General features: G+C 43.3%; 23 protein-coding genes and 2 pseudogenes. 6 read left to right on the top strand and 19 right to left on the bottom strand.

What is annotated here, in order from left to right; genetic code table 11:
* Nucleotides 1-28 precede the first annotated feature (28 nt).
* The 6 genes from ACTNBF_RS06650 (at nt 29) to ACTNBF_RS06625 (ending at nt 5,896) form a co-directional block, all read left to right on the top strand.
* Complete coding sequence (locus ACTNBF_RS06650; RefSeq protein WP_427819662.1) at nt 29-1,375, top strand: MATE family efflux transporter; 1,347 nt, start codon at nt 29-31, stop codon at nt 1,373-1,375.
* A gap of 93 nt (nt 1,376-1,468) precedes the next feature.
* Complete coding sequence (locus ACTNBF_RS06645) at nt 1,469-2,230, top strand: AzlC family ABC transporter permease (RefSeq protein WP_427806990.1); 762 nt, start codon at nt 1,469-1,471, stop codon at nt 2,228-2,230.
* The gene (locus ACTNBF_RS06640) at nt 2,220-2,531 is read left to right on the top strand and encodes an AzlD domain-containing protein (RefSeq protein ID WP_427819661.1); all 312 of its coding nucleotides are present in this window, start codon (nt 2,220-2,222) and stop codon (nt 2,529-2,531) included. The genes ACTNBF_RS06645 and ACTNBF_RS06640 overlap by 11 nt, the downstream gene beginning before the upstream one ends.
* A gap of 27 nt (nt 2,532-2,558) precedes the next feature.
* On the top strand, nt 2,559-3,809 hold the full coding sequence (locus tag ACTNBF_RS06635; RefSeq protein WP_427806988.1) for an ATP-binding protein: 1,251 nt from the start codon (nt 2,559-2,561) through the stop codon (nt 3,807-3,809).
* Between the two features lie 6 nt (nt 3,810-3,815).
* Entirely contained in the window at nt 3,816-4,667 is an 852-nt protein-coding gene (locus ACTNBF_RS06630; protein ID WP_427806987.1) for a response regulator, read from the top strand.
* Between the two features lie 194 nt (nt 4,668-4,861).
* Complete coding sequence (locus tag ACTNBF_RS06625; protein ID WP_427806986.1) at nt 4,862-5,896, top strand: PTS sugar transporter subunit IIC; 1,035 nt, start codon at nt 4,862-4,864, stop codon at nt 5,894-5,896.
* A gap of 81 nt (nt 5,897-5,977) precedes the next feature.
* Here ACTNBF_RS06625 and ACTNBF_RS06620 read toward each other — a convergent pair whose 3' ends face one another.
* The 19 genes and pseudogenes from ACTNBF_RS06620 to ACTNBF_RS06530 all read right to left on the bottom strand — a co-directional run bounded on the left by ACTNBF_RS06620 (nt 5,978) and on the right by ACTNBF_RS06530 (nt 22,699).
* Complete coding sequence (locus ACTNBF_RS06620; RefSeq protein ID WP_441018326.1) at nt 5,978-7,678, bottom strand: carbon starvation CstA family protein; 1,701 nt, start codon at nt 7,676-7,678, stop codon at nt 5,978-5,980.
* 156 nt (nt 7,679-7,834) lie between these two features.
* On the bottom strand, nt 7,835-7,966 hold the full coding sequence (locus ACTNBF_RS06615) for a hypothetical protein (RefSeq protein ID WP_427806984.1): 132 nt from the start codon (nt 7,964-7,966) through the stop codon (nt 7,835-7,837).
* A gap of 45 nt (nt 7,967-8,011) precedes the next feature.
* Nucleotides 8,012-8,440 carry a methyltransferase domain-containing protein gene (locus tag ACTNBF_RS06610; RefSeq protein ID WP_427807030.1) on the bottom strand — a complete coding sequence of 143 codons (429 nt, stop codon included), beginning with the start codon at nt 8,438-8,440 and terminating at the stop codon, nt 8,012-8,014.
* 168 nt (nt 8,441-8,608) lie between these two features.
* A pseudogene (locus tag ACTNBF_RS06605) lies at nt 8,609-9,379 on the bottom strand (class I SAM-dependent methyltransferase); the annotation flags it as partial.
* A 15-nt stretch (nt 9,380-9,394) separates the two neighbouring features.
* Nucleotides 9,395-10,639, bottom strand: coding sequence for a saccharopine dehydrogenase family protein (locus tag ACTNBF_RS06600; RefSeq protein ID WP_441018328.1), 1,245 nt, complete (start codon nt 10,637-10,639; stop codon nt 9,395-9,397).
* 503 nt (nt 10,640-11,142) lie between these two features.
* A complete protein-coding gene (locus tag ACTNBF_RS06595; RefSeq protein WP_427819656.1) occupies nt 11,143-11,430 on the bottom strand; it encodes a group II intron maturase-specific domain-containing protein in 288 nt (95 codons plus the stop codon).
* A gap of 24 nt (nt 11,431-11,454) precedes the next feature.
* Nucleotides 11,455-11,898: a reverse transcriptase domain-containing protein gene (locus tag ACTNBF_RS06590; RefSeq protein WP_427819655.1), complete on the bottom strand. Its 444-nt coding sequence runs from the start codon at nt 11,896-11,898 to the stop codon at nt 11,455-11,457.
* Nucleotides 11,899-11,989: 91 nt separating this feature from the next.
* A complete protein-coding gene (locus tag ACTNBF_RS06585) occupies nt 11,990-12,268 on the bottom strand; it encodes a hypothetical protein (protein ID WP_427806209.1) in 279 nt (92 codons plus the stop codon).
* 199 nt (nt 12,269-12,467) lie between these two features.
* Entirely contained in the window at nt 12,468-13,271 is an 804-nt protein-coding gene (locus tag ACTNBF_RS06580; RefSeq protein WP_427806981.1) for an SDR family NAD(P)-dependent oxidoreductase, read from the bottom strand.
* A 136-nt stretch (nt 13,272-13,407) separates the two neighbouring features.
* Nucleotides 13,408-15,537, bottom strand: a complete 2,130-nt coding sequence (locus ACTNBF_RS06575) for an LTA synthase family protein (protein ID WP_441088919.1) — start codon at nt 15,535-15,537, stop codon at nt 13,408-13,410.
* 26 nt (nt 15,538-15,563) lie between these two features.
* Nucleotides 15,564-15,866 (bottom strand): annotated as a pseudogene (locus tag ACTNBF_RS06570) (guanosine polyphosphate pyrophosphohydrolase); the annotation flags it as partial.
* A 169-nt stretch (nt 15,867-16,035) separates the two neighbouring features.
* Nucleotides 16,036-17,118 carry a M20/M25/M40 family metallo-hydrolase gene (locus tag ACTNBF_RS06565; protein WP_441088918.1) on the bottom strand — a complete coding sequence of 361 codons (1,083 nt, stop codon included), beginning with the start codon at nt 17,116-17,118 and terminating at the stop codon, nt 16,036-16,038.
* A gap of 24 nt (nt 17,119-17,142) precedes the next feature.
* The gene (locus ACTNBF_RS06560) at nt 17,143-17,598 is read right to left on the bottom strand and encodes an amino acid ABC transporter ATP-binding protein (RefSeq protein WP_441088917.1); all 456 of its coding nucleotides are present in this window, start codon (nt 17,596-17,598) and stop codon (nt 17,143-17,145) included.
* Nucleotides 17,567-17,722, bottom strand: a complete 156-nt coding sequence (locus ACTNBF_RS06555; protein WP_441088916.1) for a hypothetical protein — start codon at nt 17,720-17,722, stop codon at nt 17,567-17,569. The genes ACTNBF_RS06560 and ACTNBF_RS06555 overlap by 32 nt, the downstream gene beginning before the upstream one ends.
* Nucleotides 17,709-18,464: an amino acid ABC transporter permease gene (locus tag ACTNBF_RS06550; protein ID WP_427806974.1), complete on the bottom strand. Its 756-nt coding sequence runs from the start codon at nt 18,462-18,464 to the stop codon at nt 17,709-17,711. The genes ACTNBF_RS06555 and ACTNBF_RS06550 overlap by 14 nt, the downstream gene beginning before the upstream one ends.
* A 16-nt stretch (nt 18,465-18,480) precedes the next feature.
* On the bottom strand, nt 18,481-18,984 hold the full coding sequence (locus tag ACTNBF_RS06545) for a GNAT family N-acetyltransferase (RefSeq protein WP_441088915.1): 504 nt from the start codon (nt 18,982-18,984) through the stop codon (nt 18,481-18,483).
* Between the two features lie 12 nt (nt 18,985-18,996).
* The gene (locus tag ACTNBF_RS06540) at nt 18,997-19,887 is read right to left on the bottom strand and encodes a transporter substrate-binding domain-containing protein (protein WP_441088914.1); all 891 of its coding nucleotides are present in this window, start codon (nt 19,885-19,887) and stop codon (nt 18,997-18,999) included.
* A gap of 21 nt (nt 19,888-19,908) precedes the next feature.
* Complete coding sequence (locus tag ACTNBF_RS06535) at nt 19,909-21,138, bottom strand: glutathione S-transferase C-terminal domain-containing protein (protein WP_441024953.1); 1,230 nt, start codon at nt 21,136-21,138, stop codon at nt 19,909-19,911.
* A 202-nt stretch (nt 21,139-21,340) separates the two neighbouring features.
* Entirely contained in the window at nt 21,341-22,699 is a 1,359-nt protein-coding gene (locus ACTNBF_RS06530; protein ID WP_441019109.1) for a DUF389 domain-containing protein, read from the bottom strand.
* Between the last annotated feature and the right edge of the window lie 33 nt (nt 22,700-22,732).

Below are 22,732 nucleotides of genomic sequence, written 5' to 3'. Positions count from 1 at the left end.
TATAGCGAAATATAGAAAGGAAAAACTCATGGCATCTGAACAAGTCGATTTCGGCAGCAATCATGTCCGCCGCAGTGTCCTCTCTGTCGCGGCTCCGATGCTTGTTGCCCAGCTCATCAATCTGCTCTACAATATCATAGACCGTATCTATATCGGAAGGATTCCGGGTGAAGGGAGTACTGCGCTCGCCGGACTGGGACTGTGTTTCCCGGTCATTACAATGGTGACTGCCTTCGCGAACCTGTTCGGCACCGGCGGCTCTCCCCTTTGCTCCATCGCCCGGGGCAAAGGGGACACGAAAACGGCCCGGGGCATCATGAACAATGCCTGTTTCTGCCTAATAATCACTGGAATTATGATCACACTGCTTGGCATACTCTTTCACAAGCCGCTACTTTACCTTTTCGGCGCAAGTGACCGGCTTTATCCTTATGCCTCCGGCTATATGATCATCTACCTTCTGGGTACGGTCTTTGTCATGATCTCCCTCGGACTTAACCCATACATTAATTGCCAGGGCTTTGCACGGACAGGGATGAAGACCGTCCTGCTCGGCGCTCTATGTAATCTGATTCTGGATCCTGTATTTATTTTTGGTTTCCATATGGGCGTAAAAGGTGCTGCGATCGCTACCGTCCTTTCCCAGTTTTTTTCTGCCTTGTGGGTACTTTTCTTCCTCACCGGAAAGCATGCTGAGCTCACTCTGGATTTCAAAGGGTTCCGCCCTGATTTTGCATGTATTGCCGAAATCACGAAACTGGGAATTTCTTCATTCGTAATGTCTTTCACCAACGGGCTTGTGCAGATCGCCTGCAATTCCATGCTGCAGATATACGGAGGCGACCTCTACATCACGGTCATGACTGTACTGAATTCCGTCCGTGAGATTGCCTCCGCCCCGGTTCTGGCCATTGCTGACGGAGCATCTCCGATCATCAGCTACAATTACGGGGCCGATCAGATCCCACTGATGAAAAAAGCGATCCGCTTCATGAGCCAGCTCGGCATTGGCTACACCGTCTGCATCTGGGGACTCATTTCCCTGTTTCCGGAGTTATTTATCGGAATTTTCAACCGGGATCCTTCGCTGATGCTAAAAGCAATCCCCGCCATGCATATTTATTTCTTCGGATTTTGTATGATGGCCTTTCAGTTTACCGGACAGAGCGTGTTCAAAGCGTTGGGCAGAGCAAAATATGCCGTATTTTTCTCGATTCTCAGGAAGGCAATCATCGTAACGCCCCTTACCTTACTCCTGCCTCATATCGGAGGACTGGGTGTGAACGGAGTCTTTCTCGCAGAACCGATTTCAAATGTCATCGGCGGACTTGCCTGCTATCTGACCATGCGCCGGACCGTGCTCAAGAAGCTATAATCTAGAATTTACAAACCGCTGTTCAGGTGTTAGAATGATAAAGTATATGTAATTCCAATATATGCCAATTTAAACTGAAGAGAGGTTTTACAAATGAATAAAAAAGCGAATTTTACTGCCGGAGTCCGGGATGGAATTCCAATCTTTCTCGGATACATGGCAGTCTCTTTTACGTTCGGCATAATGGGGAGAAATGCCGGAATCTCAGCCTGGGAGGCTGTGCTCATTTCCGCGACCAATCTGACCAGTGCCGGACAATTTGCAGGATTGTCCCTGATCAGTGCATCCGCGTCCTACATGGAAATGGCAGTCACCCAGTTCATCATCAATCTGAGATACTGCCTGATGTCCTGCGCTTTGTCTCAGAAGCTGGATAATCATCTGCCGTTCTTTCACCGTTTCTTCATTGCTTACGGTGTTACAGATGAGATTTTCGGCGTGTCCATAGGCTGTAAAGGCAAATTAAGCCCCTATTATTCCTACGGTGTGATCAGTGTTGCTGCTCCCGGATGGGTTCTTGGCACGTTTCTCGGGATTGTTATGGGAAATGTCCTCCCGACACGAGTTGTCAGTGCACTCAGTGTTGCGCTTTACGGAATGTTCATCGCAGTCATCATTCCTCCTGCCAAAGAGAGCCGGGTGATTCGCGCTCTGGTTCTTGTTTCCATGATCCTGAGCCTTATATTTACGAAAGCGCCTTATTTGAACCAGATCTCATCCGGCTTTCGGATCATTATTTTAACTTTGGTTATCGCAGGCGCTGCTGCGTTTTTCTTCCCTGTAAAGGAAGAAAATCCCGACACCGCTGAAAACAGTCCTGCATCTGCAAAGGAGGGTTCTGAAAATGAAGCATAATATTTACATTTACATACTTGTTATGGCAGTAGTCACCTATCTGATCCGGCTGGTACCGCTGACTTTGATCCGAAAAGAGATCAAGAATCCGTTTATACGCTCATTTCTGTATTATGTGCCGTATGTCACGCTGGCAGTTATGACTTTCCCCGCCATTCTGAGTGCAACGGCGAATATATGGTCAGCTGCCGTGGGATTTGCAGTCGCGCTTATCCTCGCATGGCAGAAACGAAGTCTGATCAGTGTATCGTTGATCTCCTGCATCAGTGTATTTCTGGTCGAACTGATAACCGGAATTTAAAACAGTCTCATTCATAAGGAGGCAGCTATGGCAGAAAAATATGCAAAACATTTCCAGCAGATTCTTCTGATCGGCATTTTCATTATCATCGGTGCACAGATCAATATGAATCTTTTTATTGACAACTTCAGAATTTCGATCGGCACTCTGATCTTTCCTATTACCTTTGTTATGTTTGGGAAATATCCGGTTCTTCCGGTAACATTTATCTCCGCTGTCGGTGTGCTGACTTCACGTGTTCTCTCAGAATGGCTGCGATATGATCAGATTCAATTCTACAGTTTTTTCCCGGAAATGATATTTTATCTGGTTTACGGAACTCTGTTCTATATTTACAGCCACAAGAAAGAAACACTTTCCCCAGATTGTGCAGCAGTACTCTTTATCTTTGACTATATTTCCAATCTGACGGAGTTGCTGGTAAGACTGGGGGCAGGCGCATTTAACATAAAATCACAGTTTGGGATTTTGCTGGTTGCTTTTTCACGTTCCCTCATTATTTATGGAATACTGTTCTGCCTTCATCATTATAAGTTCAGCCTTCTTCGCCGGGAACATGCTCTGCGCTATCAGCGTCTTCTTCTGCTGATCTCGAAATTAAACGGAGAAGTTGTGTGGATGAAGAAGAATACAGGTCTGATTGAAGAAACCATGAATACCTCCTACCAGCTATACCGCGAGCTAGAAGAAAACGGAACCGATGAGACACTTTCCCGCAAGGCACTTGGTGTTGCGAAAGATATCCACGAGATAAAAAAAGAATATCTGCTGATTCTCCGAGGTTTATCGGAAGCTCTGGACCTGAATCTGAAAGATGAAGGAATGTATCTGACCGATATTCTCACCGTCCTAAAGCAAAGCCTCACCACAGAATCTTCGGATAAAAAAGCAGACATCTCATTCCAGATTCAGGAAAATCTCTACACGGAAAATCATTATTTCCTGATGAGTGTATTCCGTAATCTTCTTACGAATGCGATTGAAGCTTCTGAGAAAGACAATCCGCAGATTCACGTGATCCAATCCACAGATGCTGACTCTTACCTTTTTGACGTTACCGATGACGGTCCGGGAATTCTGCCTGAGGATCTGGAGCAGATCTTTTCTCCCGGTTTTTCAACCAAGATTAATTTTACAACGGGCGAAATCAGTCGGGGACTTGGCCTTAATCTGGTACAGGATCTGATTAAAAACCAGTGGAACGGGGAAATCCAGGTTTCTTCCGTTCCGGGCTGCACTACATTTCACATCCGCATACCCAAAAGTGACTGGAGGTAATATAAAATGAAATTCTATTTAATCGATGATGACCGCAATGTTCTGAATATTCTGAAATTGATTATCAAAAGCAGGCAGCTCGGCGAAGTATGCGGAACCGCCCAGAGTGGAACCGACGGACTGGATGATCTGCTTACGGCCCAGCCCGACATTATCATAGTCGACCTTCTGATGCCGGAAATAGATGGCATCTCTTTCGTCAAAAAAGCCCGCAATATTCTTCCGGATTGTGCCTATATCATGCTTTCTCAGGTTACATCCAAGGATATGATCGCAAGTGCTTACGAAAGCGGGATTGAATTCTATATCCAGAAACCGGTCAACAGTATCGAAGTAGAGTCTGTGATCCGAAAGGTGATCGATTCCCTGGGTGCAAGACGGACTCTGACTCAAGTACAAAACATCTTTCTTGACCAGCAGATGCGTACACCCTCTCCTGCGGTGGAAGAAACGGCAGAAAAGCAACAGATTTTACGACTCAGGAGCATCCTCCGTCAACTTGGAATCATCGGCGAAAAAGGAAGCCGTGACATCATTACTCTGGTCGATTATCTGATGGAAAATGATGAAAATATGGACGACACCACTTTAAGTGATCTCTGCAGCAACTTCACGGATTCGCCGAAATCTATGGAGCAGCGCATTCGACGCACTGCCTTTACCGGCATGGTAAATCTTGCGAATCTCGGGCTGGAAGACTACTCAAATGATATTTTCACGACGTATGCCAATACACTCTACAATTTCGAGCAAGTACGTCGGGAAATGGACTATATCCGTGGAAAAAGTGACAAACATGGAAATGTAAAAATTAAAAACTTTCTGAATTCACTGGTTCTTGCCTGCGAAGATCACTAATATACATATATTAATTTCATCTATAAAAGGAGCCGTTTATTGACAAAATATACAATTGCCAGGCTCTTTTTTTGTGACTTTTTTAGAACTTTCTTTCCATTTTGATACCATTTGAATCTTTTTGAAACTTGCTTCCTATGATATCCGCATATTCAATGTTATCACGAAAACAAATATTTAATTAGGAGGCAATTATGGTTACAATTATTTCTGGAATTGGTTTGTTACTTCTGACCCTCGCTGGTTTCTCTCTCTTCAGTCTGAAAATGCCGAAAGGCCAGGCTGCCATGTCGGGTATGGCAAATGCTGCCATCGCTACATTTCTGATAGAGGCTGTTCATCGTTATATCACAGGCGACTTGCTTGGACTTGCTTTCTTTCAGGAACTCGGCGCAACATCCGGAAGTCTTGGCGGTGTTGCTGCAGCGATCACAGTACCAATCAGCATGGGTGCGAATCCGGTATTTGCTGTCGTAGCCGGTGTTGCTGTAGGCGGTTACGGAATTCTTCCTGGATTTATCGCCGGTTACATCGTAGGACTGATTTCTCCGATACTCGAAAAGAAACTTCCTGAAGGGCTGAATATCATAGCAGGTGCACTGATCATCGCTCCTGCTGCCAGAGCGATCGCAATCCTCGTAGATCCTGTAGTAAACTCTACTTTATTGAAAATCGGCCAGACAATCTCCGCTGCTGCAGATCAGTCTCCGATCGTCATGGGACTTCTGCTCGGAGGCATCATGAAAATGATCTGTACCTCTCCTCTTAGTTCCATGGCGCTTACCGCCATGCTCGGACTCGACGGACTTGCAATGGGAATCGCAGCCATCGCATGTGTGGGCGGATCTTTTACAAACGGAATTATTTTCCATCGCTTAAAACTGGGTGACAGAAGCAACATTATCGCCGTCATGCTGGAGCCACTGACTCAGGCAGATATTATAACACAGAATCCGATACCTATTTATTGTTCAAACTTCTGCGGAGGAGCACTGGCTGGATTATCAGCTGCAGTATTTGGTATAATTAACAACGCTCCCGGTACTGCTTCCCCGATTCCGGGACTTCTGGCACCGTTTGCTTTTAATCCGCCGCTTAAAGTAATTGCTGCCATCGGACTTGCAATCCTTGGAGGAATTACAGCAGGCGTGGTTGGATCAACCGTATTCAAGAAGCGTTTCGCACATACCGAAACAGCCACGATTCCGGAAGGAGCCGTGCTGGAATAATTTCATAGAACCCATAAGAAACAGCCCGGCGTTCAAATCAAAACGCCGGGCTGTTTCCATGTATACTTTCTTCTATATTATTTATTTTGCTGATGCAGGAACTGTATCTTCTTTCTCTGTCAGTTTCTTGATTCCCTGTACCGCTACAATAATACCGAGAATCAGAAGCAGTACAGCAAAGATAAGCTGAAGTGTATTTCCAAGACTAAGTCCTGTTGTCATCAATTGTTTTGACAGATTGATACTTGTTGTCGCAAGCGCAGTGAAAGTTACCGCCATCATAAATACCATCGGAATCCAAAGCATAACACCCTGACGATGTGTCTTCTTCAGGAATGCAGCGCAAGCCAGCAGAGCAAGTACTGCAAGAAGCTGATTTCCTGAGCCAAATAATGGCCAGATCTCAGCATATCCAACTTTCGCAAGCATATATGCGACAATCAGAGTCACAATTGTAGAAACATAGTTATTCGTCAGAATTTTTTTCCATGCAGGCATTGTATCCGAAGTATCTCCGTCTTCAAGGAAAAACTCCTGGAAAGAAATACGTGCCACACGTGCAACAGAATCCAAAGATGTCAGTGCGAATGCAGATACGGAAAGATTGATCAATGTAAAGATCAGATCATGCGGAAGCCCGATCACTGACAGGAAATTTGCAATCGCTCCTGCAAAAATCTGAGGCTGGGTCAGAAGTCCCTGACTGGCAGCCTCTCCCTCAGCGAAGGAAGCAACCGCAATCAGTGCCAATACCGCAAGCATACTCTCCAAAAGCATTGCTCCGTAGGAAACCGGAAGCATATTCTTTTCATTCTTAATCTGCTTTGAAGCAGTTCCTGATGAAACCAGTGAATGGAATCCGGATACCGCACCACACGCAATCGTCACAAACAGGATCGGGAACATGCTCTTTCCATCTACATTAAAGCTTGTCACCGCCTGAAGGTTGCATGATGGATTTGCCACAAAAACGCCAATCACTGCGGCTCCGATCATGAAAATCAGCAGATAGCTGTTCAAATAATCACGTGGTTGTAAAAGTGCCCACACCGGAGTTACACAGGCAATCATAATATATATAAAAATAATAATGTGCCAGGTTCCAAGGCTCATATAAACCGGGCAGGCAAGTCCGATTGCAACTGCCGCTACCAGCATGACAATCGCAATTGCTGTATTCACCCATTTATTCAACTTTGCGTATTTCAGAATCATTCCAAGTGCAACCGCCTCAAAAATAAACAGTACAGAAGTAGTCGCAACAGACCCGTTTGCCGCCACTTTCGTCACAGCGCCGGATGCATCTGCCGAAAAGCCGTTGAATGTACCTGCAACCACATCAGCAAATGCTGCAATAACCAAAATACAAAACAGCCAGCAAAAGATTGAAAATAATTTCTTTCCCAACTTTCCAATATATTCTTCAATAATATATCCGATTGTACGGCCTTTATTTTTTACTGAAGCATACATTGCTGCGAAGTCCTGTACCGCTCCTACAAAAACACCGCCAATCAGAATCCACAAGAATGCCGGAAGCCATCCAAAAATTGCTGCCTGAATCGGGCCGTTGATCGGTCCCGCTCCTGCGATCGATGCAAACTGATGACCAAATACAATATTTGTATCAGCCGGCACATAGTCTACGCCATCCTCCAGCTCATACGCCGGTGTCTTGGCATTCGGGTCAATTCCCCATTTCTTCTCAAGGTATCGTCCATAGAAAAGGTATCCTGCACTCAACACCACGATGGCGATCACCATCATTAAAATACCATTCATAAAATCACTCCTCTTTTCTTTCGTCTCTTTTCTTTCGTCTCTTTCCTTAATTCTCACCTCATTGTTTTACCACTTTAAGACGTTGAATTCAAGAAGCATAATACATAAAATTACCGAATATTTTTATCGATTTTTGTAGGTTTTATAAAATATTTTTTATAATGGTTTTCTTGCCGTGATGGCTGAAGACATGATATATTCACCAATCGCCAGGGATCGTCCCCATCGTTCTTCATATTCCTTGGAGACAGGCTTCGCAATCACTTCCACTTCCTCAAATCCTGCCATTTTAATAATTTTTTCCAATTCTTCTACCGAAGACGCTCCGGACACTCAGCAGGAATGCATGGCTTCGTCCCTCTTCATTTCTTCGGTCAGCTCTTTCATGATCACAATATCACACAGGGAAATCCTTCCTCCGGGCTTCAGCACCCGGTAAATCTCCCGGTACACTCTTGGTTTATTATCGGACATATTGATCACACAATTGGAAATGCATACATCCGCCGTACAGTCAGCGACAGGAAGATTCTCAATCTCTCCCAGTCGGAATTCTACATTACGTATTTTGTTTTCCTTAGCAATTTTGCGCGCCTTAGAGATCATCTCCGGTGTCATATCGACGCCAATCACTCTTCCTCTTCTGCCGACCTTTTTCCCTGCGATAAAACAGTCAAGTCCGGTTCCGCTTCCCAAATCAAGCACCACTTCTCCCTGAGAAATCTCTGCCTTCCGATGCGGATTTCCACATCCCAGTCCCATATTTGCCCCTTCTGGAGCTAATGCCAGTTCTTCCTGCGTATACCCCACACTGGACGATATTTCCTTGGAACCATTATTTCCACTCAGAACAGATCCCTCAAATTCTTCCCTTGCAATCTTTCCATAATCACGTCGTACACTGTCATGGATGTCCGCAGACTTCTTCTGTTTCCTTAAAATATCCACTGTATGTGCTGTTGCCCCCAACAGTTCTTTCCGTTCGCATGTCATTAAATGGTACTTTATGAAACTTTCAAATGTCTTTTCATCCATTGCATTCAAAATCGGACGCATATAATCGGCCGCTCCGTCCGCAGAGATCAATTTGATCCGTTCCAGTCCTGCCGCCTGGTTATATGCATCGATATCTTCTATCCGGACATAATCGTACAGATCTTCCGGCTTTGCGATCACGTGGAAATCCTCTGTAAGCTTCCCCTTCTCCAGAGACTCCAGAATATGATTTTCCTTAAATCCATACGTCAGCACACTGTATTCATTCATAACATACGCCACAAGAATCACGCCGTCCTCTTTAACAACGCGCTTCGCCTCCTTCAGCGCCTTCACCTTGTCCTCCATCGTATACAGGTGATACATCGGCCCAAACACCAACACAACGTCAAACTCGTTATCCGGGAATCTGGAAAGCTTCATGGCATTTCCCTGATATGCTTTGACAGTACTGTTCTTCTTCTTCAGAATTCCAAGATTATACTTTACAAGTTCCACCGCCGTCACATCATATCCTTCTTCCGCCAGCGCCACCGAATAACGTCCGGTTCCTGCACCAACGTCGAGGATTTTCGCGGATTTATCCTCCGGAAGATATTCGTGAATGTATTTCATAGAAGTCAGAAATTCCACCTGTCCATGGCGGCTGTTCAAGCGCTTCTCCTCGTTAAACTTGTTATAGTATTTCTCCAGTTCTGTCATCATAATAAAAACTCCACTCTATTCATATTCCCGGAACGCATATGTGAATCCCGTTTCATTCATCAGCGCCAGATACGGTTCCGGCTCAAATGCTTCCAACGAAAAGACACCCGGTTTCCTGTAAATCCCTTTCGCATAAAGTTCAATCGCAAGCGCTGCACCGAATCCGGTCTGTGCCACGACCGCCTGCATGGAGAACCGTTTCATCGCTTCTTCATTGGAATACGACTGATACATCATTATCTTCTTTGTTTTTCCATCTTTTTTCCCGATAGCAAGAACACCCACCACCATCTCTCCGGACATCTCGTCCTTGATATTCTTCGGTGCCGGTGCACATGCAGCGATCACATCACGCGGTACCACTTCCACATCCCCGACCTTAACCTTTTTCGTCGTATTCAAATGCAGATGGTCCAGAACCTTCAGTGCCTGAATCAGCTTCTCATCAAGAGAAATCTTAAACGTACAGCGCTTCAGTCCATATTGAGAGAGATATCTTGGCATGGTTACCGTTTCTTCATGCTCTACCTTGACGAAGGTATTATCTCCGACCTCCGGCATGCAGAAGACTTCCTGCCCGGCGAACGGCTTCTCCACCAGGAATCCTCCACGGTCCTTATCGTATTCTACATTCGGATTCATAACCTCATCCAGCACCGTCCAGACATTAAATCCAAATACAATATCATCTTCCTCGCCGGCCACTTCCAGATTGCCGCCGTCCCGCACGTGAAGTTCTTCCACTTCATCAAATTCGTATTTACAGAGATATTTTGCAAACACATTTACCACACCCGGATCGATTCCCAGACAGATCAGCGCCGTATTTCCCTGATTCCGCCAAGCATCATCTCGGTCAAAATTATAGGCCGTCATCACTTCATCATAGCTGTTCTCAATCCCAAGTCCGTAGGCAGGATTCTCCTTAGGAACAGACCAGGTTCCCATATTGGAATAGTCCACGCCCGACTCAAAAGCTGCATCAAAAATGTAATTTGCGCAAAATGGGCTGGATGCATCCATTACAAAATCAATATTATATTCTTTTATCAACTTTTTTATTTCTTCTTTTTTAGTCGCATCCAAGTATTCTGCATAAAATCTTGCATCATTCAGATTCCTTTGCACTTCCTCCGCTCTTTCCAAACTGATGTCACAAAGCAGACAGAATTCAAACCATTCCCCCGCCTCATCACGTTCTTTCAGCATCTTCACGATGCACTCACCTACAGCTCCGCTTCCCACAAGCATCATTCTCATAACCTTACCTCCTGACCGGCATCCATATTCCGGATCGTTGTCTCATTATTCTATTCTCTACCCGGCAAAAAAAGAAAACAAGACGCACTCCCATCGTGCATCTTGATCTTCTCTGTCCTTTTACCAGTTGGTTATGTCCTCGTAGGTGATACCCGTCCAGAATTTCAGAAATCCTGCGTTCGTATTCTCTCCAAAGAATTGTCAGTCGGCCTTCCTTTTGCCTGCTAGTTTCCCGATTACACTGGATGCATCTGGCTGTAATCTTTGCTGCTTCGGCCCCGATTCAAACGGCGTCTTAAGCTGACCTCATCCATTTCTTTTTCTTTAAACCTAACAAATTCTCACCCTGCTGTCAAGAATTTTCTCCATTTTGAATATAACGGTTGATTTTCTCATATGTATGGTAGAGTAGGCGGATGAACCTTTCATCCGCCCCTCATCAAACCGTGCATGAGGGTCTCCCTCACACGGCTTTCCGACATTCTTCTTTCTACAGCATTACGTCATGCTTTAGCCATTTTCTTTAATCCTTTTTCGTAAATGCTATTTCTAACAAATCCCACCTTTGACATATGATGTCGCCTTCGGTGCTTCTTGTTATACCATCTTGCAAAGGAGCAGATAATGTACCAGTCTAGTGCCTGCATCCATTTTTCATTTGTCTTAGTAAAATAGTAATTCTTCCATCCTATGATTTTAGGATTCAGATTCTTTATTAAATCTTCTTCTTTTGCAACTAGCAGGCTTCGATTGTTTACATTCCTTTTGATTTCTGCTTTCATTTTCTTCATGGCTTTTCTGACCTTTTCCAGTGCCTATTTTGCACTTCTTTTGGGTCTAAAGCCGTAGGAACATTCTCTAAAGTCAGCTTCGAAAACTGGCTCTATTGCTATCTTTGTAGCCATCTGCACGATTCTGTCTTTGACCGTTGGTATTCCAAGAGGTCTTTTACTTCCGTCTGGTTTTGGTATCATTACCCGCCTTACTGGGGATGGTTTATATTTGCCATCCATCAGTTCCTCTTTGATTTCTGTTAGATATTTCTCGATTCCCATCGTTTCAATATCCTCGATTTCGATACCATCCACACCACTGGAACCTTTGTTAGCTTTTACTCGTTTCCATGCCTCAGAGAGTACATCCTCACGATATACTTTATCGTAAAGTGCATGAAATCTTCGGCTATCACACTTCTTGGCTGTCAGATATAGTTTGTTTTGAAGTTGTCGAACTTTTTCTTTGGAGTTGTTAGTCTGCATGACATTCTCTCACTCTTACCCTCTCTACAAACATGAATGAAGTAAGGAACCTTCCCATAAACTGCGTTATCTTACACAATCATTATCGGTACTATGTTCCTCTCCGACTCCCTCCCATCAGAAATGCGATTTCGCCAAGCTTATACGCTTTCTCTTTACCTTTCGGTGATGGGTAGGGTCTCTCCAGTTCCGAACCACACTTTTCATACATACCGTTTCCTCTATACCGAGGGATTCCTCCGTGCTGCATTCCAGTTTCTTCACACGTTCCATGGTTTTCGCCTATATTGCCAAGGCTCAACTTCCCTTTGTTCTCTTTCGAGACCTTTTTAACGATACGGCAGAATTCACTTAATGTTACGGTCTGCACGATTGCTCGCACTTCTTATCAAGGTTACTTTATCCACTCGCTTAGCACCCTGTATTACTACAGCGCACCGAGTTTAGCTACACGGCTCACTGGCGATTACCGTGACCGGACTTGCACCGGCAAGTGTGGTCCAGCTTCGCTGGACACACGCAACAGAAAAGAGTTCCGCAAAGGGAACTCTTTTCAAAAATATTTTCTTTTACCATGTACGTGAGCTGAGCTGTTTGAACTGAGCAACGGTAGAAACATGTGCATTCAGACCACCGTCTACAGTAACAACCTGTCCTGTGAAATAGCTGCTTTCATCAGAAGCAAGATACAGACACATATTTCCGATATCTTCCGGGCATCCATAACGGTTAACCATGATGTTGCTCAGGAAAATGTCTTTCAGAGCCTGTGGTACATTTGCTTCATTCTGTGGTGTAACAATAAGTCCCGGACGAACACAGTTGCAACGAATGTTCTTCTTGCCGTACTGAAGTGCTGTAGACTTGGTCAGCATATCAACACCTGCTTTTGCACAAGCGTAAGCTGTTGATCCAAGGTCGCCTCCGCAGGAAGCCATAGAACCGATATTGATGATAGAACCACCGTTCTCATTCTTCTCTAAATATGGAAGTACGCATTTTGTAGAGTAGAATGTACCGCGCATATCACTCTGGAAAATAGCATCCCACATCTCAACGGTAAGCTCGTCAACACGTCCATCCTTCAGAGCTACGTTAGCAGCGTTATTTACCAATACATCAATCTTTCCGTATTTTTCCGCTGTGTCAGCAAATAACTTTTCGATACTTTCCAGATCTGTGATATCCATAAAGTGATAAGAAGCTTCTCCGCCTTCTGCCACGATACTGTCTACAACAGCCTGTCCTTTTTCTGCTCTACGTCCGCAAATCACTACTTTAGCGCCTTCAGCTGCAAATAATCTTGCGATCCCGATTCCGATTCCGCTGGTGGAACCTGTAACAATTGCAACTTTGTCCTGTAATCTTCCCATGATAATCATCCTCCTTAATTATGCATTCTGCACGTATATTCATATAATAACGTGCCGAATTTCAGCTAATATTACTATAGCGCATTGCACCCAATAAATCAATAGATTTAAAACATATAAATAAAAGTTATTATTTTCACAAACCCGTGACCAACCGGTAATAATCATTTTCAATGATGATCGATGTCATTTGAAGCCGGCAGGCAGCTATGGCTTTGATACGCTCCGTGTAAGCTTGTATTTCTTCATCCGTCATAGAAACTCCCAAAGCAGGCGTGAACGTGCCGGTAAAGCGATTATAACTCCCCTTGTCCGTCAGCCATGAACTGGAGAAAAACACGACCAAAGGCTCGGAATCCGAAAGAATATCCCTTCCTGCCAGAAGCCTGGAATCATAATCGAGCCCCAGTAAATTCAAAACCGTCGGCAGAATATCCACCTGACAGCAGGGTTTGTTAACCGTCACACTCTCTTCCATCCCAGCAGTCCACATAATAAGTGAATTCTTATATACGTCAAAATCCACGGACTTCTCATTCAGTGATTCAAGAGAATCCTTTCCAAAGGAGCGTCCCGCCAGTTCTTCTATAACATCAATATCCGAATAAGGAATATGATCCGGAGCCATAACAATCAAAGTCCGGTCTGCAATTCCCGCTTCCTCCAGCGCATTTACCAGACGGGTCAGTCCCTTTTCCAGTTCCAGGTTCGCCGCAATATAGGACTTTGTCTTCTCCGAGTACGGAAGAGACGCCACAGCCTCCTGATTCCTTTTGGACATCTGGTTGCTTTCAAACCCATACGGCAAATGACCGCTCAGCGTCAGATAATAGATATGAAACGGTTCCTTTGTCAAATACTCTTGAAGACTCTGTTCCACCATATAGTCGTCCGACTGGGGCCAGTAAGCATCGCCCTCCTGATTTATTTCTTTCGTCAGAAGATTCTGACACTCCGAACACTGCCGCCAGTCATATCCCAAATTAGGATGTGACAGAGCCCTGCCATACATATTTTCATTAAAATGAAAACCAATACACGTATAATCCAAAGGCTGCAGTATATTTGCCAGCGTAAAAGGCAGGCTTATTCCTTGTTCCCCAGTCTCCTTCATGCTGACCGGAAAGCCATTTTTTGGGTACAGTCCCGTAAGATTCTGGAATTCACCCCCGGAAGTACTTGTAAAATGAAGCGCCGAATAAAACCGGTTGAATACGAATCCTTCATGTGTCAGCCGGTACAGCGTCGGAGTCAATGTCTCATCGATCAAATACCCGCTGAACCCTTCGGCCGTAATAAATATTACATTATAGTTTTCAAACATTCCCGTATACTCATTTTTTCTCGTCGGCGTTACTGTCTGAATATACTCCGAAAGCCATTTTACATCCTCATTCGGGGCTTCATCGATCCATTTTTGCAGATCCAGCTCCAACGCATTCGGAGAAGTATCAATTTCCGGTTCCGCCACCTCCTCTGCTATTTCTTCATCCTGAACCGCCTTCTCATTTTCCGCATCGGCAAGCTGTTCCAGACTGATATCCATATTACTGTTACTTCCGAAAATCATATGTTTACAATCCAGACGAAGCATCGTAAGAAGTCCCAGCTGCTCCACCTGATCATCCGTATTCGTATCCATAGCATAGAGCTTTTCCGGAGTAAAATCGCCTTCCCAGGGATAAAGATAAACCATAGCCAGCGTCAAAAGATAAAACACCACACAACCTATCATCGGAACAGCGGTAAATCTGTACAGAAACAGGAGTCTTTTCTGTAGAGGCCACCGTTTTTTTGTATCGGTTTTTATCTTTATTCCAAATGTATCAATTCGAAAAACCTGTATAGCACACATCATTCCCGGAACGACCAGCATAAGAAGCAACCCGATCCAATTCTGTTCAAGAGCCTTCACAACGGCATTTCGATAATCTCCGAGCCGATTGCCTGCAGCCGTATCGAGCGCACTGAATAACTGAAAATACTGCTGCAGAATCCTGCGGCAGATCATTTCCACACAAAACAGCACGGCCAAAAACAAACTGAACACACTTGTCAGAATATGCCTCGTTCTTTTGCTAAAACAGTTCACCAGAGCGCTGACCAGCATTCCAAGTGAAACCGCAAAACAGGCAATAATCGGAAAATATGCCATCCTAAGCCGCATATAGAGATGAAAAACCAATTCCAGGTATAATAACAGAATCGGAAAATATAGAATACAGGCATATTTCATAACCCTTCTCAAGCTATCTTTTGTTTGCATTTTTATTCCCCTTTATCTGACTGACATCAATCAATCAGGTCATTCTGAAATCTAGACAAATGTTCATACGGCAGGATCTGTCGCCCCCGGTAAAGCCCACATCCATCGTTGATCAGACTGTTATTTACAGCCGAAAACATATTTACATCAAGTTCGGCAAGATTCAGCTGAAGCAGACGCATCCCCCGCTCATACGCTTCATCAAAATAAACACACTCCCCTTCCGGAACTGCATCTCTTCTCACCCGTTCGTTCTCCTGGCGTTTCTCGTACCCTAGGTGATTGGCCGGTCCGATTTCCGCAATATCGTCCATCGTTTTTGTACAAAACAGATCTTCCATATAATTCTGAAGTATTTTAATAACCGTATCTCCGGAATACAGGTAATCGTTCAATATTATCATTCGTGTCACTCCTGATATTGATTCTTTTAATTGACATTAATTATAACACACATATCCTGCATTTTCAGTTTTTTTCTTTATCTTTACTGTTTATTTATATCTCTTCATTTCTCACAATTTCCTTTAATATTTCCACCACCTTTTCCATTTCAAAAAGATTCGTGTATTCCTCAACACTATGCACGTTATACATAGAATTGGCGACAACGATTCCTTCGATTCCTTTCTGCGCAAATACATTCTGGTCGCTTCCTCCGAATGTCTTCTCCAGTTTTGGCGAAGGTCCAACCGCTTTTACTGCATTTTCAAACTCTTTCACAGCTTTGCTTTCTAATAAAGTCTCATAGGCCTGAATATGAATTTCCTCCTCCCATGACACAGTTGCTCCAGAAGCGGCTGATTCCTCTTCAAAAATGCATCTGTATTCATCCGCAAGTCTAATTGCATCCTCATGTTGCATACTTCTTATTTCTCCCTGAATCCTTACTTCATCAGGGACAATATTGGTCCCTTTTCCACCTTGTATGATGCCCACATTTCCCGTCACACCTTCCTTCACTTTTCCAAGCTGCAGTTTTCCGATCGCCCTCGACGCAGCCTGAATTGCATGAATTCCTTCTTCCGGATTAAATCCTGCATGTGCCGCTTTTCCGCGAACTACAGCTTCAAACGATAAAATTGTAGGTGCTGCATACGCTGCCCTTCCGACCGGACCACTCAAATCCAGCACATATGCTGTTTTTGCTTTTACCTTACGAAAATCAAATTTCTTAGCACCAACACAGTACCGTTCTTCACCCGTAGTAAATAGAAGTTCTATTGCTTTATGTGGGATATGATTGTCCATAACATATTTTGCCACTTCATAAATTTCCACCAGTCCGGAATAGTCATCAGCGCCCAGAATCGTTGTTCCATCACTGGAAATTATACCGTCTGCGTTTACAACAGCCTTTTTCCCCTTCCCTGGATTCACAGTGTCCATGTGAGCAGACAGCAAAAGGTAATCCCCTTTGCCTTCAATTTCAGCATAGAGATTACCCGAATTGTCTTCTTGAAGATGAATACCTATTTCCTCATATTTTTTCTTTAAAAACTTTATAATCCCATTTTCTTCTCCTGAAGGAGAATCAATTTCAACCAGTTGTAATAATAACTTCTTTATTTCTTCAATCATCGACACATACTCTCTCTTTCCTCATCAAATTACATAATCCGGTTCATTCATCAGATTCATTTTGCGGAAGAATTCTATTGTACGTTCATTCTTTGGATTATCAAACACTTCTTTCGGAGTTCCATCCTCCACAATATGCCCTTTATCCAGGAAAATCACTCGATTAGACACATGTCGCACAAAATTCATTTCATGCGAAACCAGAATCATCGTGTAACCTTTCTCTGCCACCCTCTTGATTACATCCAGGACTTCACCAACAAGCTCGGGATCCAGCGCTGATGTAGGCTCATCAAGAAGAAGAACCTGCGGTTTCATAGCCAGAGCACGTGCAAGAGCCACCCTTTGCTGCTGTCCTCCTGACAAATGTTTTGGATAATGATTTGCCCATTGCGCCATTCCCACATTTACCAATTCCTGCATCGCAATTTTTCTTGCCTCATCTTTTTTAATCTTCTTTACCGTAACAAGACCTTCCATTACATTTTCCAGTTCCCGATGGGCCGATCACTCCCACAACATCACCCTTGTGGATTTCCAGATTCATATCGTCCAACACCACATTATCATGATACTTCTTTGATAAATGTTCAATCTTTATCATATATGCACTCCTTTATACGCGCCGGTGACACCATCGCAACTTGCTCCGGTATACGTATTCGTTTCTCAATAAACTTAATCAATTGTTCAATTATAATCGTAATGACCCAATATATGATAGCAAGTGAGACATATACTTCAAAATAACGATATGTCCTTCCTCCGATGATTTTACCCTGGGCAGTAATCTCTACAACTGCGCAGGTAAATGCCAACGATGTCCCCTTGATAATACTGATCAACGAGTTACCCAATGTAGGAAGCGCCACCTCGAACGCTTCCGGGATAATAATTCTTCTCAAAGCCTGTCCATAGGTCATACCAAGCGCACTGGCGGCCTCTATCTGTCCCGAATTTACTGACTGCAGGGCAGAACGTATTATTTCAGCCATAAACGCCGCCTGATTCAAGCCCAATGCAATCATCGCATACACAAACCCGGGAATATCAGCCACAGCAAGATCAGTTCCCCAGCTGTTGTTGATTGCCGTAAATATCATCGGTATCCCGAAAAATGCGACATAGAGTTGAACAATGACAGGCGTTCCTCGAAGCATTGATATGATAATATTCACAATCTGTGTCAGCACTTTTATATTTTTCATCTTAATAATAGCCATTATGAGCCCTATAACAAGTGCAAGCACCATCGCCAGCAATGCCAGTTCCAGAGTTATAGGAAGCTTTTCCAACAATTCAGGTATTGATGAAAATACCAGTGAAACATCAAATAATTTACCCATTCCCTTTTCCCTTCTATTACACGTATTTTTCTACCAGAACAGTCGAAAATCCCAGATTTATCTTTGGCAGGGAGGCTTCATCTGCCGCCTTTTTCCTCTTTCTTTTCTTATCATACGCATGAGGATCAACTGTAGGATTTGTGATGTATCCCAACTTATGATAGAAACCGGCCGCTCTGTCCTGACTGTTAATAACAATATGTCTGACACCATTCTCAATCAACCATTTTTCCGCTTCCCTGATGAGTATACTGCCATATCCTCCCTTTTGCTTTTCACGAACCACACAGACACGTTCAATTTTCCCGATTCCATCTGCCGGATATGAAATCCGGCATCCGGCAACCGGCTTATGATCTTCCAGTATCACAACACCTTCTAAATCATCTTGAGCTTCTTCCCCCGCAAATTCTAATTCCACAGGGATATTCTGACCAAAGCAGAAGGCATTCGTTCTTACATAATCATATGCTTTCTTTAACCATTCATCCGTTTCTTTATTAATACGATATATTTGCATACCCGTTTCCTCTTAATTAATTGTTTCTTCCAGGTATTTCGGATCTACTGAAGTATCAACTCCCAGATATTTCTTTGTAATTTCCGCAATAGTTCCATCTTCTTTCATTTCCTTCAGAACCTTATCTAAATCCTCACGAATCTGAGCTCCTTTTTCATTTTTTGCGAGAAGGAAATATGTATTATTCTGCGGGAACAGGAAATCTTCTGTCTCTGCATCAATGTCATTGGCCACAAGCTGACCTTCCATTCCAAATTTTGGAAGCAGATTCTCTATGATTGGTCCGTCATCAATCGCAAAATCTGTCGTTCCGTCTACGATATGCTGATAACGAACTTGAAAATCTGTCTCAGAATAAATGATATTGATTTGTTTCTCAGGATGATCTTTATTCCATTTTTCTAATGCATTTCCTGTAAGACTTCCCGCAGGCAGTTCAATCTTGTAGCCTCTTTCAGCCGCATCTTCAAGAGACTCTAACGGCTGATCATCCGCTCTTTGAATATATTTATTAAAGCTTGTCTTGTATGAATATGAAAAATAATAAGATTCGGCTCTCTCATCGGTATATCCATAATTATTAATTGCAATATCATATTGCCCGGAAAGTACACCCTGAAGTGCATCAGCCACCTCGATCTCGAGTTCATACTGTGGGAGTCTGCTAAATGCCTCTTCGGCAATTTCAATATCTACACCGGTAAGTTTGTTATTTTCATCCATATAGAAATAGGGAGCCAGCGAACCACCCGTTACGCCTTTCACCACCGTTACTTCATTTTCCGTCGGTTCTGAACTGTTCTTGTCAGTGTTCTTGCCAGACGATCCACAGCCTGCCAGACTGACCGCCACTACTGTAATACCTAATACTGCTGATAAAAACTTATATCTTAATTTATTCATTTTTGTTTTTTCTCCTTCCTATTATAAAAGTCCCTGAATCGGATTAATTGATGCGTCCACCGAAAGGGTTCCATTCTTCGGATTTCTATCTTCCCAACTTGGGCTGTTCCAGATTGTAGTAGAAATCTCCGATGCATATTCTTCATAGGTTTCTCCCTTTGGATGACGAAGATATACTTCATCCGGGTTCTTGCTAAGTGCTGCTCGTTCTCCGTCATATTTCCAGAATGCATCGAAATCTAATTTTGAAAGAATTCTTTCGTTAAATCCTCTGAAAAGTTTTTCTTTTTTATCTCTCTTTGGTCCTGATAATGCCAGTTCTTTCGCATTGCAATTGTTATGGAATGCAGGAATAGTATTTAATTCTCTAATATATCCCCATAGATTCTTATATTCATATATCGGTTTATGAACTGGACCAATATTATGGTAGTAATTAACATCCCAGCGAACCAGTGTCACATACAGACGAACATCTGCATCCGTGATATAATCACCGAATATAAAACGGTTGGTTTCAAGACGTTTCTCCAGTTTGTCAAGTGATTCATAAAAATCTTCATACGCCTCAAAATATGCTTCCGGCGACTGACAGAAAGCCATTCTGTAATGGGAATTATTGATATGCGGAAATAACCAGTCGTTAAACTCATCGATCTCTTTTCTGAATTTCTTTGGATAAAGATCCGGTGCATCCTCGGGCTGGAATGGTCTGAACTGTACCTCGATGTAATTTGTGAGACGGTGGTAATCATTATTCACTGCCGTTTTATTCACAACATCTACCAGCGTTGGAGTTGTCGCTCTGCCTTTAAAATCCGGATTTGCTCTCTTGTAAAACTCACTTAAGAAATACGCCCCCGTCACCGGATCCCGGTGATCAGGCTGATTTCCAAACCCATGCCCATATACATTCGTTTCCCCAGAGTGAGATACTTTAATATCAGAAATAACATCCTGCAGACCCAGAATATCTCTCACAATTACCGGTCTGTTTGACCAATGGCATCCTGTTGCCCAGTAAATACGATATCTTCCCGCCTCCGCTTTATTGTCACCAGGCTTATCTCCGAATGGTTTTATAAATGCATTAGGCTGTCTGATAAACGCTCCCCTCTCATCAATTTCAACCAATGTTTCATTTGGCCTGGGATCAACACCCACTTCTTTTGCATGAAGCTCTGCCTCAGCGTCTGTGTAAGTGATCCCCTTCTCCTCTTCCTTAGATATATTATTAAATTCACAGCTCATAATACCCTTCCTTTCTTATCTTATAATTCCTATATGTTTGATATGCATTATCTACATAGGCTATTATATAACAAAATGCCGAAAATGCAACCCTTTCATCTATAACAGTTTTTTAGAGCCAATTATAAATACAAACTATGATATTCTGTCAAAAAAAGTCGGGACGCTTTTAGCTTCCCGACGTTTACAATCAATACTAATTCTATTTTTGTTCAATAAACAGCCTTGCCTGTTCTACTTTGCTTTCTTCTTTGAGCCAATTCTCGATCACAGAGATCTCTGAATCAGTCAAATCCTTTTCCGCATCTGCAACAAGAATAATATATTCTCCCGTTTCATCTGCAATAATACCACATTTGCAGTCCGATAAACTTGAAAAAATGCTTTCTGCTTTATTTGACATCTGTTCCAGATCCAGTTTTGCAGTCGCTTTGCTCTCCATTTCCGCCAGCTGCTCCCGCTTCGCTTCCAGTTCTTCCTGAAGCTTGGCAATTGCTTTTTCCTGAACCGCAATAGTCACTTTGTCTGTATTCTCGCTTTCGCTTGCAGAACTAACCGTATTCTGCGTAACATGCAGCGTATATTCCTCCAGATCATATTTCTCCATTTCTCTTTCCAGAAATGAAATCGTCTCCTGATCGATCGGTGTGCCGACCAGCGATACAGAAATCATTTTCGCTGATTGATCGTAACTACTCTGCACCAACTGCGTATCACTGAAAACAAACTCTTCTTTCAAATAATCGGATATTTGGTTTTCTATGTAAGAACTGTACACTGTATATGCTCCGATCAACAAACTCGGAATCACGGTAACCACTGTAATAACTGCCACGATCCGGTTTATTCTCTTCTGTCTGCGTTCATCCATGCTCTGATGTGCAGGGACTCCAAGGAGAACCGTCACGAGTGCTGCCGAAAGTGCAATAAACAATGTATTAATAAAGAACAGATAAAATGCCCCGAGGAGAAATTTCGCCTGCATTGTGGCAATTCCGTAACCAGCGGTACAAAGCGGTGGCATCAGTGCAGTCGCAATCGCTACTCCCGGAATTACATTGCTTTTCTTCTGCCTTGTATTTCCGATAATCCCGGCTATACCACCGAACAAAGCAATCAGTACATCCCAGATTGTGGGGCTTGTACGCGCAATCATCTCTGCCGTAGGCTCTCCAAGCGGAGAAATAGAAAAATAAATTGAAGACGTAATCAAACTGATCACCATCTGTACTCCAAAACTGAGAAGCGCACGCCGCATCAGTTTGAGATCCCTTACAGCAAGAGAATATCCCATCGTCAGTATTCCACTCATAAGAGGGGAAATCAGCATGGCTCCGATAATCACCGCAGTGGAATTGACATTCAGACCGATTGATGCAATCATGATAGCCATCATCAGTATCCACATATTAGAACCGTGAATGTCCGTGTTCTCCTCCATCATCGCATCGATATCCTCATAGCTCATCATATCACCGCGGATATCAAATAAATTTATTAAAAATCTTTTTAGTGAATTCATTTTTCCCTGCTTCTGTTCGTTTATATTATCCTGTATCATATTATTTACTCCAACTTTCTTTTCCCGAATCAA

Source organism: Bariatricus sp. HCP28S3_A4 (genome assembly GCF_052066395.1).
Classification (GTDB): domain Bacteria; phylum Bacillota; class Clostridia; order Lachnospirales; family Lachnospiraceae; genus Allocoprococcus.
The sequence above is the reverse complement of the archived record's forward strand: the minus strand, read 5'-3'. Positions and strand labels throughout refer to the sequence as shown.